The following is a 15,728-nucleotide window of genomic DNA, read 5'->3' as shown; positions in this document are numbered from 1 at the left end:
GCGAAAAGTGTCTGTCTGTGGCTGTACGGATTACGTATCGACAGTGCCACCTATTGATGCTTCCGGGTCAAAACTGAAGACACGCAATTCCGGCAAGTCTTGCTCGCCTCGAATGATGCGCACGGTCAGTACGAACGAGAGTTCCCAGCGACCCTTGCTCTGGCCAACGTCAAGGTTTTGCTTCCAATCCTGGCGGATGCGGCGCAGATCGGGCAGGGCAGGGTCTGGTGGCAGCACATGGGACTCGAAATCCAGAGGCACCTGATAGGTGGCGCCGGTCGCTTGCAGAAAGGGCGACGGCAGCGAATAGCGGGTGGGGACATCGGGGCCGATTTGGGTTAGCTGGGGTACGCTGATGAGGCAGCAATCGATGATTTGGAAGGAGGTAAAACCACTCGCCTTTGTGCCACAGCAATTGACCTCCAGATAGACGTGCTGGCCTTGCTGGAAATGCACACCGCCCATATATGGCCCGTGGCGCGGATCTGCCGTGCCGTCGCAGGAAGTAAACGCATAGTCAAGCTGGTTGGTGATCTGGTCTGCATCAAAGTGGACAGACAACTTCATCCAGGGTTTTTCATAGGTCATGTTTTCCGATTTCTTTCCATATCAATAAGTAATTTCTGATAGCGAGCATCTCGCCGTAGTGTCAACAGATCGGGGGCAGATTCGATCATGTTGAGGGGATAGCCGCGTTCTATGGCTTGTTTCAATGCCGCCATCGCTTCATTGCGCCTGCCTATCAGTTCATAGGTAAGTGCCGCCCTGAACTGGATGTCCGGCAATGTGGGAGCAAGATGGACAGCTTGTGTTACGTGCTTCAACGCATCGTCTTGGGAGCCCGCATAGGCTGAATACAGCGCCAGCCGAGAATTGATTTTTGGGTCTTCTGGCGAGTGGCGTAGCATCACTTGAATCAGCATAATTGCGCGCCGGTAAGAGTCGCGTGACAATTCAAGCTGTCCGGGTACCCACCGTTGGGCATCCGCTAAGTTCGCCCATAACAGGTAGTTACCGGGACCGCCTTTATTGTCTGAAACGGCTTTCTTAAATGCCTGCACTGCTCCCAGATAGTCGCCCCGGTTAAACAGGGCATTGCCAAGGTTGGTATACAGCTCCCAGTCAGGATGCACTTGTAAACCTTGCTGCAAGACCTGCAAGGCTTCGTCACTGCGATTCAGACGGTCAAGTGTGCCGCTGAGTTGGGCGTAGGCATTGGCCACATGCGGATCTATCTGTATGGCTTTCCGAAAGTGCTTTTCAGCTTCCGTGTAATTGCCTAGGTTGTAGTGCAGTTTGCCCAGGATAGAAATCAAAGGGCGATTGCTGGGGTATAGTGTGATGGCCTTGCCAAGCACTTCCTGAGCCAGGTCAAATTTTTGTGCATGAATGAGTAGGCGCGCTTTACCATACATGCCCAGCAGATTGCTTGGTTCAAGGTTCAAGGCTGCAGTGACTTCCTGCATCGCTTGCGGACGTTTGCCTTGATATTCCAGAACCCAGGCCTGTGCTACATGGGCAAGAGCCAGTTGATCGTCGGCTGCTAATGCTTGTTTTGCGGCAATGTCTGCGCGTTTCAGCCAAGTTTCATCACGACCACTGCCAAAATAGTGCAATGTGAAAGCCAGGGACAGGCCGGCATTTGCCGCAGCGTGTTCAGGATTGTGTTTAAGTACGGTACTGAAATATTCAACTGCCTGTTTCTGTGCGCTTTCTTGGTCAAACGAGCGCAACGCCTCCATTCCCGCCGCCATACTGGCCACTTCCGAATATGGCGCTGGCGCCTTTTCACCCGTGACGAACGATTTGACGGCAGGGACGATTTTGGGCAACTGCCAACCCGCCAGTACTGCCAGCAGCGCCATGCCCGCGCCCCACTGCAGGGTGCGCTTGCGGGGAATAGGCAGGCGGATGGAGACGACGGCGGGCGGTTCTTCCTTCGCGGGCATCTCGTCAGCACGGGGCGTGGTCAAGGTGAGCGGTTCGCCGCGCTGCCCCCCTAGCGCCTCGCGCACATCGCGCATGGTGCGAGGCCGCTCGGCCGGGTCGTGCGCCGTCATCGCGCGCACCAGGGCGTTGATGGTGGGCGGCACCGATTCCGGTAGGTCGGGCCACGGCTGCGTCGCCTGCATGTGGGCGGCGGCCAGGGCCAGGCCGTTCAGGTGGGCGAAGTGGCGCTGGCCGGCCAGCATTTCGTACAGCATGGCGCCCAGCGCGTAGACGTCGCCGCGCGTGTCGGGCAGGCGGCCCATCAGGCGCTCGGGCGCCATGTAGGCGATCGTGCCCTGCAAGTCGCACAGGGTGGTCGTTTGCGTCGCTTGCGGGTCGATGTGGCGCGCCAGGCCGAAGTCGAGGATGCGCACCTTGCCGTCCGCTTCCAGCATCAGGTTCGACGGTTTCAGGTCGCCGTGCACGAGGTCCATCGCATGCGCCTCGTCCATGGCGTCGGCGATCTGGTAGGCTATGTCGAGCGCCGCCTGCAGGTCGGCCTTGCCACTGTGCATGAATTGCCCCAGGGTCTGGCCTTCGACCAGTTCCATGACGATGGACTGGCTTGTGCCCTGGCCCTCGATGGCAAAAATGCGCACGAAGGCGGCATGGCGCAGCGAGGCGGCCAGACGCGCTTCATTGATGAGTTTTTCGGGATGCAGCACGTCGGCTTGCGGTTTCAGCCGCTTCAGCGCCACGCTGCGGCACAGCTTGGCATCCCAGGCTTCGAATACATGGCCGAAACCGCCTTCGCCCAGCAAGCGGCGCACTTCATAGTGCCCGCTGATCGTGTCGTCTTGCAGTGGGGTCTGACGCAGGGAGTCGAGCAGTTCCATATACCTTGGCTTCAGAGTGCATCAGCGTGGACGTCAAGCATCGAGAGGGTCAATGCGATGTTTGAATGCCCAAGATGATTGATTTTGAGTAACTTCCTGATTTAAAACGATTGTTTCGAATAAGTCAATTAATATTGGCAAGGAGTGAACAAAAGTTGCCAAGGCGGAGGCCGGACGGCATTGCTTTCCGATTCATGTTTGCAATCTTGTTCAAACTCAATTTGCCAGTTTCCCGCTTCTTCAATAATGCAGATGGGGCCGTACCGGCATGTGCGGGTCGGGCGATGGGAGCGGACATGGATGAGTTGCTGCAATATTACGAGCGCGAACTGGGCACCTTGCATGCGCACAATCAGGCGTTTGCCCGGCGCTATCCGGCCATCGCCGGCGCGCTGGGCATCGTGGGCGGTGACCTGGGCACCACCGACGATCCGCACCTGGCGCGCATGCTGCAGGCGTTTGCCATGTTCAATGCGCGCACGGCGAAGCGGCTGGCCGATGGCTTCGGCACCTTCAGTGACACCTTGCTGGAAGTCAATTTCCCCCATTATTTGCGCCCGTTTCCTGCCTGCGCCATTGCACGCATCGATAACGACCTTGCGGCGGTGAGCGAGCTGGCCGTGATCCCGCGCGGCACGCTCATGCATGCAGCGGAGCATCAGAGCGTTGCCTGCAAGTTCACCACCACCTACGATGTCGCCGTGGCGCCGCTGCGCCTGTCCAAGGTGCGTTTCCAGTCCATCGTGGCGGCGCCGCCCGCAGTGCGCCTGCCACTGGATCTGGGGGCGGCGATCAGCATCACGCTCGAAGCGACGGGCGCCACGTCCACGTTGGACGGGCTGCCGCTGCCAGCGCTGCGCCTGTTCCTCGATGGCGAGCCTTCCTTTTGCGCCACCTTGCGCGACAGCCTGTTCCTGCGTGCGCGCTGTGCCTATGTGGAAGCCGACGGTGTATGGCATGGGCTGGATGCAGTGCCCTTGCATCCGGTCGGCTTTGCCGCCGAGGATGCCCTGATGCCGACCATGGCATCCTCGCATCCCGCTTACCGCTTGCTGGGCGAATGGTTTGCCTTTCCGGATAAATTCAATTTCGTCGACCTGGACCTGGCCGCGCTGTGCCCGCAGTTGCCTCCGGCCTGCCGGCGCTGCACCGTGCACCTGCTGCTGGCCGACGTGCAGGCCGATGCAGATATCGCGCGCATCTTGCGGCCCCTGTCCGCCAGGCATCTGCTGACGGGATGCACGCCCGTCGTCAACCTGTTTCGCCAGGCGGCCAATCCCATTCGCCTGACGCATGCGAGCGCCGAGCATGTGCTGCTGCCATCGGTGCGGCAGGCGCATTGCTACGATATTTACAGCGTCGATAGCGTGCATGTCCTCAGTGAAACGCAGAGTGGTGGTGCACTCGATGCGTTTCACCCGTTCTATTCGATGCGCCATGGCGAAGCGGGCGGGCGCCGGGGACGCTACTGGGTGACGCGGCGCGACGAAGACATGGCACTGAGCAATCCCGGCTACGACATGCGCATCGCCTTTGTCGACGGCGCCATGCAGCCGCTGCACGACGCGACGCAAACGGTGTCCATCATGCTGACCTGCAGCAACCGCGATTTGCCGAGCCGCCTGGTGTTCGGCAATGCCGCGGGCGATTTGCACCATGACGGCGTGGCCAGCGCCTTGCCGGTGCGCCTGCTGCGCAAACCCGGCGCGCCGTGTCGCTTCCCTGCGGGCGCGGCGTCGCATTGGCGGCTGATCGCGCAATTGTCCTTGAACCATCAGTCGCTGAATGAACAGGGCTTGCCGCTCTTTAAGCAAATACTCGAGCTGCACAACTTGCCCGGTTCGGCCAGCGCCGCGCGCCAGATCGCGGGCTTGACGGGACTGCGCCAGCGCGCCGCCAGTACCTGGCTGCAGGACGAGGCGGGCGGCAGTCTCGTCTTCGGCATCGACGTCCTGCTGTCCGTCGATGAAGAAGCCTTTGTCGGCAGCGGTTTGCATGCCTTTGCCCAGGTGATCGAACGCTTTCTCGGGCTGTTTGTGCACATGGCCTCGTTTACCCGCCTGATCGTCTTGTCGCAGAAGACTGGAAAGGAGTTGCTGTGCTGCCTGCCACGCAATGGAAACCAGACGCTGGTGTAGTCGCGCGCCTGCTGGCCGATCCGTCCGGTACCGGCTTCTTTCAGGCGGTGCGCCTGCTGTCTGCCTGGCTGATGCAGCAGGGCATTTCGCAGGAGCAGGTGTTTGAGGATTACCTGCGCCTGCATGGCAGCGCATCGCTGTCGTTTGCGCCGGGCGAAATCGAACAGCTGTGGCTGGAGCAGGAAGCAGATGGCGAGACGCAGGTGCATGTGCAGGCGGCCATGCTGGGTTTTTTAGGCGTGCATGGCAGCTTGCCGCTGCATTACACGGAAACGCTCGCCCGCCACGAGCGGCAAACGGGCGATGGCGGTCCCCGTGCCTGGCTCGACACGCTCTCGCAACGCGCGCTGGCCTTGTTCTACCAGGCCTGGGCCCGCTACCGCATCGAATGCCAGCACGACGCCGACGGCGGCGATTTCCTGCCCTTGCAACTGGCCCTGGCGGGCGCCTGGCCTGCCGAGGTGGCCAAGCTGACGGATGGCTTGCCAGCGCATGTGCTGGCCCATTACGCGGCCTTGTTGCGGCATCGGCCCGTGGCGGCCGACGTGATGCAGGCGCTGCTGGCCGAGTATTTCGGCGTACCCGTGCGCATACAACGTTTTGTGGGCGCCTGGTTCCGGCGCGCGCCGCAGGAGCGCACCTTGCTCGCTAGCGCCAACGCGCGGCTGGGACAAGGCGCCATGCTGGGCGAGCGCTGCCGGCGCGCCGACTTGCGCGTGCGCCTCGTGCTGGGGCCGCTGGCGCGCCATGTCTATGAGGATTTCTTGCCTGGACGCCCCGGTGCGCTGGCCCTGCGTCAGATGCTGGGCCTGTTTGGCTTGCCTGGCATGAGTTTTGAAATACGCCTGGTGCTGCGCCGGGAAGATGTGCGCACCTGCGTGCTGGGCATGGGCGCCTGCCTGGCGGAGGATGCCTTTTTGGCCGACAAGTTGCTGGCCCGTGAGCGTGACGACATGCATTACGACATTCGATTCGATGGTTCCGCCTGAGACCGCCGTGCATGCTGGGCCCCGATAAATGCTGGAAGGAAGAAAACCATGGAAGACTTCGCGCAATGGCTGGCCGTGGACAAGGCCTTGACCGCCGACAACCGCGCTCTGAGGCTGCGCCTCGCTTACCCGGAGGGCATCAATGAGGATGTCTTGCTGCCGCAGCGCATCAGCGGCAGTGAGGCCATCTGCGGCGGGATTGAGTACCGCATCCTGTGCGTGGCCACCGAGGCGCAGCTGCCGCTGAAACAGTTCATCGCCGTGCCGGCCGAATTGCAGATCGTGACCGATCAGGGGCAGCTGCGCAGGGTCTGCGGCATCGTCGCCGAAGCGAGCGCGGGGCAAAGCGATGGTGGCCTGGCGACCTATCAACTGGTGCTGCGCGATGGTCTGGCCTTGATGGAAAAACGCATCAATACGCGCGTGTTTCGCAACAAGCACGAATTGCAGATCGTGCAGCTCCTGTTTGAGGAGTGGCGGCAGGGCAATAGCGTGCTCGCCGCCAGCCTGGATCTCGCCATCGATGCGGCGCTGGCGGCGCGCAGCTTGCCCGTGCGCGAATTCACGATGCAGCATAATGAATCCGATGCCGCCTTTATCCGCCGCCTGCTCAGGCGCCGCGGCATCGCCTGGTGTTTCCAGGCGGGAGCGACCGCCAGCGCGAACGCCACCACCATGCCCGTGCATGCCCTGCTGCTGTTCGACGACGCCAGCCGCCTGGCGCAAAGCGCGGCCGGCACGGTGCGCTATCACCGCGATGACGCCACCGAAGAGCGCGACACGGTCACGGCCTGGAATGCCGTGCGTCGCTTGCAGCCCGGAAAGTCGGAGCGCTACAGCTGGGATGACGGCCACCCGCACAGCCCGCAATTCATGCGCACCCAAGCGGGCAGCAAGGCGGACCAGGGCCGTAACGGCAATCGCCTGGCGGCCAGCCTGGACGACTACATCGTGGAAATGCCGCTTGCCGGCGCCAGCAACGACGACCATCGCCAGCTGGGACAGTTGGCGATGGCGCACCACGACCTGGAGACCAAGTGTTTTCAGGGCGAAAGCTGCGTGCGCGATTTCTGTGTGGGGCAATGGTTCAGTCTGCAAGGACATGCGGAGATCGACACGCACCCGGCGGCCGAGCGCCAGTTCGTGCTCACAGCCGTGAGCGTGTTGGCCAGCAACAACTTGCCGAAAGGTCTCGATGCGCGCATAGAGCGTTTGTTCGCGCACAGCGGCTGGCAGGCGGACGCGGGCCTGGCGCAGGTTGCCGCTGCCGAGCCCGCGTCGATCTTGCGCTATTGCAATCGTTTTACCTGCGTGCGGCGCGGTGTTGACATCGTGCCCGGCTTCGACCCGCGCAGCGACCTGCCGGTGGTGCGCCTGCAAAGCGCGCTGGTCGTCGGGCCTGCCGGCGAGGAAGTGCATTGCGATGCGCTGGGACGTGTCAATGTGCGTTTTGTTGCGACGCGCGTGCAAGATCACGCGCATGCCAACGGTTCCGGCGCTTCCGATACGGAGCGTGATTCGGGCTGGGTGCGCGTGGCATCGAGCTGGAGCGGCAATGGCCCGGGCAGCGGCAAACAATGCGGCACCTTGAGCTTGCCGCGCATCGGCGCGGAAGTGCTGATCGATTTTCTCGGCGGCGACCCGGACCGGCCCATCATCGTCGGCCAGCTGTACAACGCCGTGGGCGCGCCGCCCGGCCTGAGCAGCCGCGGCGCCTTGCCGGGCAACCGTTATCTGTCCGGCATGCGCAGCCGCGAAGTACGGGGCGGGCGCGGCAACCAGCTGTGCTTTGACGACACGCCGTCGCAGATCAGCGCGCAACTGGCCAGCGACCAGGCGGCCACGCAATTGAACCTCGGTTATCTGACCGAACCGCGCAGCGACGGGGCAGGGCGGCAGCGCGGTGACGGCTTCGAATTGCGCAGCGACGCCAGCGGCAGCGTGCGCACGGCCCGCTCGCTGTTGATTTCGGCCTGGAAACAGCTGGGCGCCAGCGGCAAGCAGCTCGATGGCAGCGAGCATGCCGCCGTGATGCAGGAATGCCTGGAATTGTTGACCTCCCTGGGCGAGTTTGCCGCCCAGCACCAGGCGCTGGCGTTGGACGCGGCCGGCAGCAAGGCGCTGGGCGCCGCGATTGCCGCCGACCAGCCCGCCGTCAGCATCACGGCGCCCGAGGGCGTGGCGCTGAGTACCCCCAAAACCATCAGCGGCAACGCGGGCGCGAATATCGACCTGGTGGCCCAGCAGCATTTGCAACTGAGCGCGGCCCAGCGCTGCAATGTCAACGCGGGCAAGGGCATTTCCCTGTTCGCGCACCAGGATGGCATCGTGCAGGTGGCCCACTTCGGCAAGTTTTTGCTGCAAAGTCAGCACGACCTGCTGCAGGCGGACGCCGCCAAGGAGATCCGCCTGACAGCCGGCACGCGCCTGGTCGGCGTGGCGCAGGACGAAATCACCTTCATGACGGCGGGCGGCGCCTACCTGAAACTGTCCGGCGGTGCGGTGGAACTGGGCGGTCCCGGCGCGCTGACGGTGAAGACTGATGGCCACCACTGGAACGGCCCGGCCAGCATGAAAGGCGAGCTGCCCACCTTCGGCGAGGGCGAGCTGGGCCGCGTGCCGCGATTGCTGCGTCCCACCGACGGCTTGCCCGTCGAAGGCGTGGAAGTGCATATCGAGCGCGAAGGCGACGGTCCCGTGACGGGCGTTAGCGGCGCCGACGGGCGCGGGCCGAAGGTGGCGACCGATCACCTGCAGCGGCTGAAAGGTTTCTTCTTCCGCCGCCGTTCCTGAACCCCCGTCACTGGAGAGCTCACCATGCTGTTCGATCCCCATCCGCCGCTGTGCGACGACCCCGAAATCGATATCCTCGGTCAGTTTTCCTGCAACGCCAATTTCCAGAGCAGCGACCGTGACACGCTGCAGCAGTTGCCGCTGCCCGGCATCGTGATCTTCGTGCACGGCGTCAATTCCGATGGCGAGTGGTACGCGGCAGCCGAAGAGGGACTGTGCAACGGCCTGAACGAGCGGCTCAAGCGTTCCTGCCATCATATGCAGCACCGTGGCGTGGAGGGCGGCGAACTGAAGGCGGTCAATTATGGCGCCGAGATCACGGCCGAAGGCTTTCTCCATCCGGAGATGTCGGCCGATACCTTGATCCGCGATGCCGGCACTTTTTCTCCCGTGATCCGCTTTCGCTGGGGCTACAAGGCTTGCGGCGTGGAACTGCAGCAATACGGCAAGGGCATCTACCTGAACGAACAGGATTACTGGGGCGGCGGCCCGTTTGCCAATGGCTGCAGCGCGCTGGCCGACTTGTGGAAGGATGGGCTGAGCGAGGGTTTATTCTTGTGGAACACCATCCAGCACATGAATCCCTTCCCGGAACGGCAAGTGTACAGCTGCCCGCCGCGAGCGTATTTCGTGCTGGCCGCCTATCGTCTGGCCAGGCTGGTCGAAGCCATCCGCCAGCAGCAGGCCGACGTGCCCGTCACCATCGTGTGCCACAGCCAGGGCACGATGGTGGCGATGGCGGCCGCCTTTCTGGGCGCAAACCTGCCCAAGGTGAAAGACAATTTTCCCTGCGTGGCCGACAACTATGTCATTTGCAATTCGCCGTACAGCCTGGCGAAAAGCAATAGCGCCGAGAACTGGGTGGCCAGCAATCTGCGTGCGGCGGACGGCAGCACGGGCAGGGTGACGGTGCAGGCGCGCATCGCCACCTTGAAAAACTTCTTTGCCATCATCGGCCAGCGCGCCAGCCTGGGCGAGGTGCAGACAGACGAGGAAATCGACCGCTGCATGGCCAACGCGCAGCACGGTTTTTCCGCCGCCAAAGATCGTGAACAATACGGGATTGCCGGCGCCGCCCGGGGCGGCAAGAAATCATCGTATGGCAGGGTGACTATCTATTGCAATCCGCACGACGTGGTGGTGTCGTCCGTGGCCATCGAGGGCATCGGCTGGCGCGGACTGTCGGGTTCGCTGGCCAAGGACAGCAAGGACGGCGGCGAGCTGGCTGCCACCGAGGCCGCAGGCGTGTGCGTGCAGCGCGTGTTTGCCCAGGGTTTTGAGGTGGGCAAGCAGGGCAGCTATCACTACTGGAGCGATCACTGGCGCAAGCCTGCGCCGGGCGGCAAGGACTTCTGGTTTCCGGCGCAGAAATATGCGTCGTATTCCATCAAGCAGGGCGTCGAGGCCAGCGAAGGCTCCTTTTCCACCATCCTGACGGTCGGGTTTGCGCCCTTGTTTATCGTGGCAACGGGCCTGGTTCAAAGCCCTTGCAATGCCTCTCCCCACAAAGACTGGAAAATCGAACTGAACGCACCTGACCTGCTGCCGCCCTTCAAGCCGCAGTCCTTGCGCTTTGGCCAGACAAGCGAGGAATTCGACGAAGGCTACGAGCCGCCCGGCGAATCGCGCCAGGCCGGCAAGCAGCGCGCGCCCGGCGACGATTACCTTGCCAATCATGAGATTCCGCCCGGCGGCCTGCAGGGGCAGGCGGCGAAAAGCGAAGCCAAACGCATGGACAGCGCGAGGGGCACGGCCGATGACGAGGCGCGCCTGCGATTCGAGCAGCGCGCCGTGATACGCGCGCTGGCCGTACGGGAAGGGAAAAGTCCCGCGGGCCAAAAAGTGCAGCAGGAAATGCCCAACACCACGCCTGACGCCGAATACCAAGCATGGCGCAGCACGCGGATAGAGGAAATGATGTCCAGCCAGGCGGGCGCCTACGCCACCGACCATTCCACCATCCTGACCAACCCCATGCACTCAGAGCGGGCGCTCGCGTACGACGTGGCGGTGGGCGTGTGCCGCATCAAGGCCGACCAGTTGCGCAAGTTGAGGGTGGCGGCGGATTGGCGGTTGTTGGAGTGGGTGGGTGACAATAACTCTGCCATCGAATTCCTGGAATATTTTTACAAAGGAGAATTTCGTCGAGAAGCTATTGCTGCTTGGGTGATGCGATCCGACTGCGAGGCTGGTATGCCGACTTTAATCATCGATAGGCGTGAAAATTCGCCACCGGATCCGAGGCCGACGTCGGGTGAAATGGCGCATGGGTAACTCCATGTCGATTGATTCCCCTTATTAAGAAGAATGTTGCACACAAGTTTTTTCCACCATGGAGAATCTCGCATGTTGAAATCCATTTTTTTGTATGCATTGCTTGTGTTTTTGGCGCTAATTTTTCTGACGGCCTGCGCGCGTCTTCGTGCATCGCCTATTACGCCAAAAAATGCCGTTGCCGCCTCACCTGACACGGTCAAGCGACCGTACATGGCACAAGTGGTCGCCGTTCAATGGCTTAACCCTTTGCAACGGCGGGATTACCCTACACAATGGCAATTGTTGTGGGCCTTGGGACTGGTACAGCCAAATCCTGCCGATGACATGGTCAAGGAAAATCCAGGGAAATACTCCAAGTTGCAAGCTGTTTCACCGGTTGCCGGGGGAAATGAAGGTGAGGAAACGTTTCGTGGCTATCATCGCAAGTATATTCGAAAGGTAATGAATTTGTTGCGTAGCCCGTATTTTTCAGATCCCGAGTATTTCTATAACGTTCATTCAGCCAAGGACAGGTCGCGCTGGCGTGAGTTGGCCGGCATCCATGTTGAGTATGCGATTCCTGAAGGAAAGCTGGATCTTGCGGATGCGACGGATTTTGTGCGCGAGTACATTGGTGATACCTTTGACATCGGCAATCCCAACTTCCCCACCCTCTGGACCCGCTCCACTCCACCCGACGTCCGCATCACCACGGGCGGCCCCAACGCCGGTTTTACCTCCTTGGCCGCCGCGCTCGACTACCTGCAAAGCCATCCCAAGGAAACCGTCTGGGCCATGAACTGGGATGCGCCCAGCCGTCCTCTGGACCGGCAGATCAACGAGAACCTGGTGCTGCTGGTGCTGGCCGGTCCCGACTACAAGACGGAGCGGGCGCCGCTGGCGTGGCTAGGGTATCCAAGCAGCAAGGCTGTGGCGGATTTCGAAGTCAAGAAGGGCGAACCGCCGCGCCTGGTGCAGGCGTGGACGGCGGCCATCGAGGAAGCGGCGGCGAAGGTGAACAGGCGCGATAGCGAGATCGGCTATCTGATCCACGACGCCGGCAATACACATCAGGATTCGTCCGCACGGCTCGGTGCGCTGGCGCAGACGCTCACCCTGCAATTGCCGGAATTCGATTTTCTCAAACAAAGCTTCAATCTGACGGCCGTGCTGGGCGAGACGGGCGCGGGCACGGCGCTGACGAACGTGGCGCTGGGCATCGCCTACGCGCACCATTTCGGGAAACCCGTGCTGGTGGCCGGCACCAGCGACCTGTCCGCCCCCGTGGCGCTGGTGGTGGCGCCGCCGGCCGTCGTGCGGCCGATACAGCCCGGTAAACCGTGGTTCCGCGCGCGCAGCGGTAATCATGCGTATCTGCCCTGGTGGGGCTTGCGCCACGATGCGCGCGAGTATTACCAGGGGTTTTCGCAATGAGGCGTTTTACCTATTCAAGGAGAAGAGCATGCGTGGCGTGATCCGCTTGAACGACCCCACCAGCCACGGCGGCAAGGTGGTGGGGGCGGCGCCGAACAGCACGGTGCTGGGCGTGGCCGTGGCGCGCAAGGGCGACCCTTGCGTGTGTCCGATAAAAGGTCACGTGCGCTGCGTGATCGCCGAGGGCGATCCGCAGGTGCTGATCGATGGCGTGCCCGTGGCGTTTGACGGGCACAAGACCAGCTGCGGCGCCAGCCTGATATCCACCGTGGGCAACAGCGGGCGGGCTTAGGCCAGACTGGCGTCGATGGCCGTGCCCAGCTTGTCGACGATCTCATCGACATGGCTGGCGTCGATGATGTACGGCGGCGCCAGCAGGATGTGGTCGCCGTGCAGGCCGTCGATGGTGCCGCCCATGGGGTAGCACATCAGTCCGTTTTGCATGGCTCGTGCCTTGATGCGCGCGTGCAGGCGGCGGGCCGGGTCGAACGGCTGCTTGCTGGCGCGCTCCTGCACCAGTTCCAGCCCCAGGAACAGGCCGCGTCCGCGGATGTCGCCCACGTGCGCATGGCCATCGAAACGTTGCTGCAGGCGCTCCTTGAGCAAGCTGCCCATGGCGCGCACGTTGGCCAATAAATCGCGTTCCTCGATCTGCCGCTGCACGGCCAGGGCGGCGGCGCAGGCCGTAGCGTGGCCGATATACGTGTGGCCATGCTGGAAGAAGCCCGTGCCGGCGCGGATGGTCTCGCGGATGTCCTTCGATACCATCACGGCGCCGATGGGCTGGTAGCCGGCGCCCAGGCCCTTGGCGATACAGATCAGGTCGGCCGTGATGGCTTCCTGCTCGCAGGCGAACAGGCTGCCCGTGCGCCCCATGCCGCACATGACTTCGTCGAGGATCAAGAGGATGCCGTGACGCTGGCAGATGGCGCGCATGCGCGCAAAATAGCCGGCGACGGCGGGCAGGGCGCCGGCCGTGGCGCCGACGACGGGTTCGGCGATGAAGGCCATGACGTTGTCCGCGCCCAGCTCGGCGATATTGTCTTCCAGCTCCTGGCCCAGGCGCGCCACGTAGTCGGCATCCGTTTCATGCGCCTGCTGGTCGCGCCAGGCATAGCAGGGCGATACGTGGGTCACGCCTATGAGCAGCGGTTCGAACTGCTGGCGCCGCCAGGCGTTGCCGCCCGTGGCCAGCGCGCCCAGGGTGTTGCCGTGATAGCTCTGGCGGCGCGCGATGACGTGGCGGCGCTGCGGCTGGCCCCGCTCGACGAAATACTGGCGCGCCATTTTCAGCGCGCTTTCCACCGCTTCCGAGCCACCCGAGACGAAATACACGCTGTCGATGCCGGCAGGCGCACGGGCGACGAGAAAATCGGCCAGCTGCTCCATCGGCTCGCTGGTAAAGAAGGAGCTGTGGGCATACGCCATGCTGGCAATCTGCTGCTGCACGGCGGCGATGACGGCCGCATCCGCATGGCCCAGGCAAGACACTGCCGCGCCGCCGCAGGCATCCAGATAACGCTTGCCATCTGCATCGATCAGGTAGGGGCCATCGCCGCCCGTGGCGACGGGATAGCTGGCGGTCAGGCTGCGGTGGAAGACATGGCTCATGGCATCGCTTTCTTGTCGGCAAGGGAGATGGCCGATTATAGGATGCACCGCGCCGTATTGCAACGTTTGATGTATTTGTTTTTAATTTACATCATTCGATGTTTTTGCGTAGGCGCCCAGCGCCCGCAGCTGGCTTTCCGCCGCGCCGATGGCTTGCACGGCGTCCTGTCCCGCGCGCGCCACCAGCAATTCCACCAGGCTTTCCACGGCCGCGACGCCGGCCACGATGGAGGGGAAGAACGAGGGGCTGTCGACGGCGATGACGATGCTGGCGTCGGCTTGCAGGGCCAGCGGCGACATGGCGCTGTCGCTGATGGCGAGCACCCGGCAGCCGGTCTGGCGCGCCGCCTGCGCCACCAGCAGCGCTTCGCTCGAATACGGCGCGAAGCTGACGACGACGACGGCCTCCCCGGCCTGCAGGGCGCGCAAATCCATTTCCAGCGTGCCGCCCTGGCCGCTCAGCAGTTGCACGCTGGGGCGCAGCAGCCGGTACAGGTAGTGCAGGGTGTAGGCGATCGGGTGGGCGGCGCGAAAGCCCGCCACGTGCACGCGGGGCGCCGCCTGCAGCAGGCTGGCGGCCGCGTCCAGGGCGGCGTGGTTGGCGCTTTCCGTGGCGGCCAGGTTGCGCTGCTGCACCGTGAACATTTCGGTGACCAGATTCCCTTCCTTGCCAGCCAGCGCGCCCGCCTTTGCCGCGTAGCCGCTTGGCCCCGCGCGCAGGCGCTCGACGAAGATGGCTTTGAGTTCCGGCCAGCCGGCAAAGCCCAGTTGCTGCGCCAGGCGCACAAGGGCGGCCGATTGCACCTGCGCGCGCGCGGCGATGCTGCGCATCGACGACACGGCCACTTCGTCCGGATGGTCGGCCAGGTAGCGGGCGCCGGCCTGGAATTGCGGGCTCAGTTCCGCATGGCGCGCCTTGATCAGGTCCATCAGTGCCGCATAGGAGTCGTGGGGTGTCGCTGCCTGCATCGCCGTGCCTCTTTTGATAGGGTGCGGCGATGGTACAGGATTCGTCAGCGCGCCGGTAGCGGCAGGGCGGCCGTGCGTGGACGCAGGCGGGCAAACAGGTGCGGCCCGGCCGGTTTGCGGCGCGGACCCGTCGTCAGCACGCGCAAGGCGGTGGGCAGCGGCACGTCGTGGCAGTGCAAAAACAGCGCGGCGGCGCCCGTGCCGGCCATTTCCTGCAAGGCCAGCGCATGTTCGACCAGCGCCGCCGTGCGCATGTCGAGCCGCACCGGGATGTCGGGTTGAAATAACTGTGCATCGACTTGCCGTGCATCGCGCATGCTGTCCCCGCCGGGTTCGCTGGTCAAGCTAGCAGAATAAAAGCGCTGCGGCGCCAGCACTTTGTGCGAAATCAATTCATGTGTCGGATAAATTCCACAAGGCAAAAGAAGGACGGTGAATTGGGCGCCACCCCTATGCCCCTCTGGCACGCTCTGTTGCCGGCTAATTTTGTGTGAGCCAAAATAATTCATTCCTACAATTCTTGGCTTGAGGCAAATAAAGATAGTCAGGTTTTATATATGCAATGTTAAAATTATTAAATATATATAAATATATATGTCTATATGGCAATTTCATTGCCCCGCCTATCGTAATCGAGAGGATTCTTTTGCGCACCAAACTCCTGCCCCTGACTCTGCTGCTGTTGATCCAGAACGCGTACGCCGTCGATCCCC

Annotated in this window: 11 protein-coding genes; 6 read left to right on the top strand and 5 right to left on the bottom strand. The window is 62.7% G+C overall.

All coding sequences use genetic code 11. From position 1 onward, the window contains the following. Nucleotides 1–30: 30 nt before the first annotated feature. The gene (locus K0F86_RS25040; RefSeq protein ID WP_219136840.1) at nt 31–588 is read right to left on the bottom strand and encodes a hypothetical protein; all 558 of its coding nucleotides are present in this window, start codon (nt 586–588) and stop codon (nt 31–33) included. Further along, complete coding sequence (locus K0F86_RS25035; protein WP_219136839.1) at nt 585–2,825, bottom strand: serine/threonine-protein kinase; 2,241 nt, start codon at nt 2,823–2,825, stop codon at nt 585–587. The genes K0F86_RS25040 and K0F86_RS25035 overlap by 4 nt, the downstream gene beginning before the upstream one ends. A 296-nt stretch (nt 2,826–3,121) precedes the next feature. Between K0F86_RS25035 and tssF the strand changes: the two genes are divergently transcribed. The 6 genes from tssF (at nt 3,122) to K0F86_RS25005 (ending at nt 12,727) form a co-directional block, all read left to right on the top strand. After that, nucleotides 3,122–4,963: a type VI secretion system baseplate subunit TssF gene (gene tssF, locus K0F86_RS25030; protein WP_219136838.1), complete on the top strand. Its 1,842-nt coding sequence runs from the start codon at nt 3,122–3,124 to the stop codon at nt 4,961–4,963. Next, a complete protein-coding gene (tssG, locus tag K0F86_RS25025; RefSeq protein ID WP_219136837.1) occupies nt 4,924–5,952 on the top strand; it encodes a type VI secretion system baseplate subunit TssG in 1,029 nt (342 codons plus the stop codon). The genes tssF and tssG overlap by 40 nt, the downstream gene beginning before the upstream one ends. 48 nt (nt 5,953–6,000) lie before the next feature. After that, the gene (locus tag K0F86_RS25020; RefSeq protein ID WP_219136836.1) at nt 6,001–8,745 is read left to right on the top strand and encodes a type VI secretion system Vgr family protein; all 2,745 of its coding nucleotides are present in this window, start codon (nt 6,001–6,003) and stop codon (nt 8,743–8,745) included. 24 nt (nt 8,746–8,769) lie between these two features. Then, nucleotides 8,770–11,019, top strand: coding sequence for a DUF3274 domain-containing protein (locus tag K0F86_RS25015; protein WP_219136835.1), 2,250 nt, complete (start codon nt 8,770–8,772; stop codon nt 11,017–11,019). A 72-nt stretch (nt 11,020–11,091) separates the two neighbouring features. Next, complete coding sequence (locus K0F86_RS25010; protein ID WP_257572355.1) at nt 11,092–12,435, top strand: hypothetical protein; 1,344 nt, start codon at nt 11,092–11,094, stop codon at nt 12,433–12,435. A 28-nt stretch (nt 12,436–12,463) separates the two neighbouring features. Then, on the top strand, nt 12,464–12,727 hold the full coding sequence (locus K0F86_RS25005) for a PAAR domain-containing protein (protein WP_219136834.1): 264 nt from the start codon (nt 12,464–12,466) through the stop codon (nt 12,725–12,727). On the opposite strand, the gene K0F86_RS25000 is transcribed toward K0F86_RS25005, so the two are convergent. The 3 genes from K0F86_RS25000 to K0F86_RS24990 all read right to left on the bottom strand — a co-directional run bounded on the left by K0F86_RS25000 (nt 12,724) and on the right by K0F86_RS24990 (nt 15,332). Further along, a complete protein-coding gene (locus K0F86_RS25000) occupies nt 12,724–14,046 on the bottom strand; it encodes an aspartate aminotransferase family protein (protein WP_219136833.1) in 1,323 nt (440 codons plus the stop codon). The two genes, K0F86_RS25005 and K0F86_RS25000, sit on opposite strands and share 4 nt — an antisense overlap. 81 nt (nt 14,047–14,127) lie before the next feature. Continuing rightward, complete coding sequence (locus K0F86_RS24995; protein ID WP_219136832.1) at nt 14,128–15,015, bottom strand: MurR/RpiR family transcriptional regulator; 888 nt, start codon at nt 15,013–15,015, stop codon at nt 14,128–14,130. A 44-nt stretch (nt 15,016–15,059) separates the two neighbouring features. Then, a complete protein-coding gene (locus tag K0F86_RS24990) occupies nt 15,060–15,332 on the bottom strand; it encodes a hypothetical protein (RefSeq protein ID WP_219136831.1) in 273 nt (90 codons plus the stop codon). Between the last annotated feature and the right edge of the window lie 396 nt (nt 15,333–15,728).

This window comes from Janthinobacterium sp. UMAB-60 (assembly GCF_900095235.1).
Lineage (GTDB): Bacteria > Pseudomonadota > Gammaproteobacteria > Burkholderiales > Burkholderiaceae_D > Janthinobacterium.
The sequence above is the reverse complement of the archived record's forward strand: the minus strand, read 5'-3'. Positions and strand labels throughout refer to the sequence as shown.

Coding starts and splice junctions, on each gene's coding strand:
- K0F86_RS25040 (WP_219136840.1), bottom strand. CDS start 588: ATGACCTATGAAAAACCCTGGATGAAGTTGTCTGTCCACTTTGATGCA.
- K0F86_RS25035 (WP_219136839.1), bottom strand. CDS start 2,825: ATGGAACTGCTCGACTCCCTGCGTCAGACCCCACTGCAAGACGACACG.
- tssF (WP_219136838.1), top strand. CDS start 3,122: ATGGATGAGTTGCTGCAATATTACGAGCGCGAACTGGGCACCTTGCAT.
- K0F86_RS25020 (WP_219136836.1), top strand. CDS start 6,001: ATGGAAGACTTCGCGCAATGGCTGGCCGTGGACAAGGCCTTGACCGCC.
- K0F86_RS25015 (WP_219136835.1), top strand. CDS start 8,770: ATGCTGTTCGATCCCCATCCGCCGCTGTGCGACGACCCCGAAATCGAT.
- K0F86_RS25010 (WP_257572355.1), top strand. CDS start 11,092: ATGTTGAAATCCATTTTTTTGTATGCATTGCTTGTGTTTTTGGCGCTA.
- K0F86_RS25005 (WP_219136834.1), top strand. CDS start 12,464: ATGCGTGGCGTGATCCGCTTGAACGACCCCACCAGCCACGGCGGCAAG.
- K0F86_RS25000 (WP_219136833.1), bottom strand. CDS start 14,046: ATGAGCCATGTCTTCCACCGCAGCCTGACCGCCAGCTATCCCGTCGCC.
- K0F86_RS24995 (WP_219136832.1), bottom strand. CDS start 15,015: ATGCAGGCAGCGACACCCCACGACTCCTATGCGGCACTGATGGACCTG.
- K0F86_RS24990 (WP_219136831.1), bottom strand. CDS start 15,332: ATGCGCGATGCACGGCAAGTCGATGCACAGTTATTTCAACCCGACATC.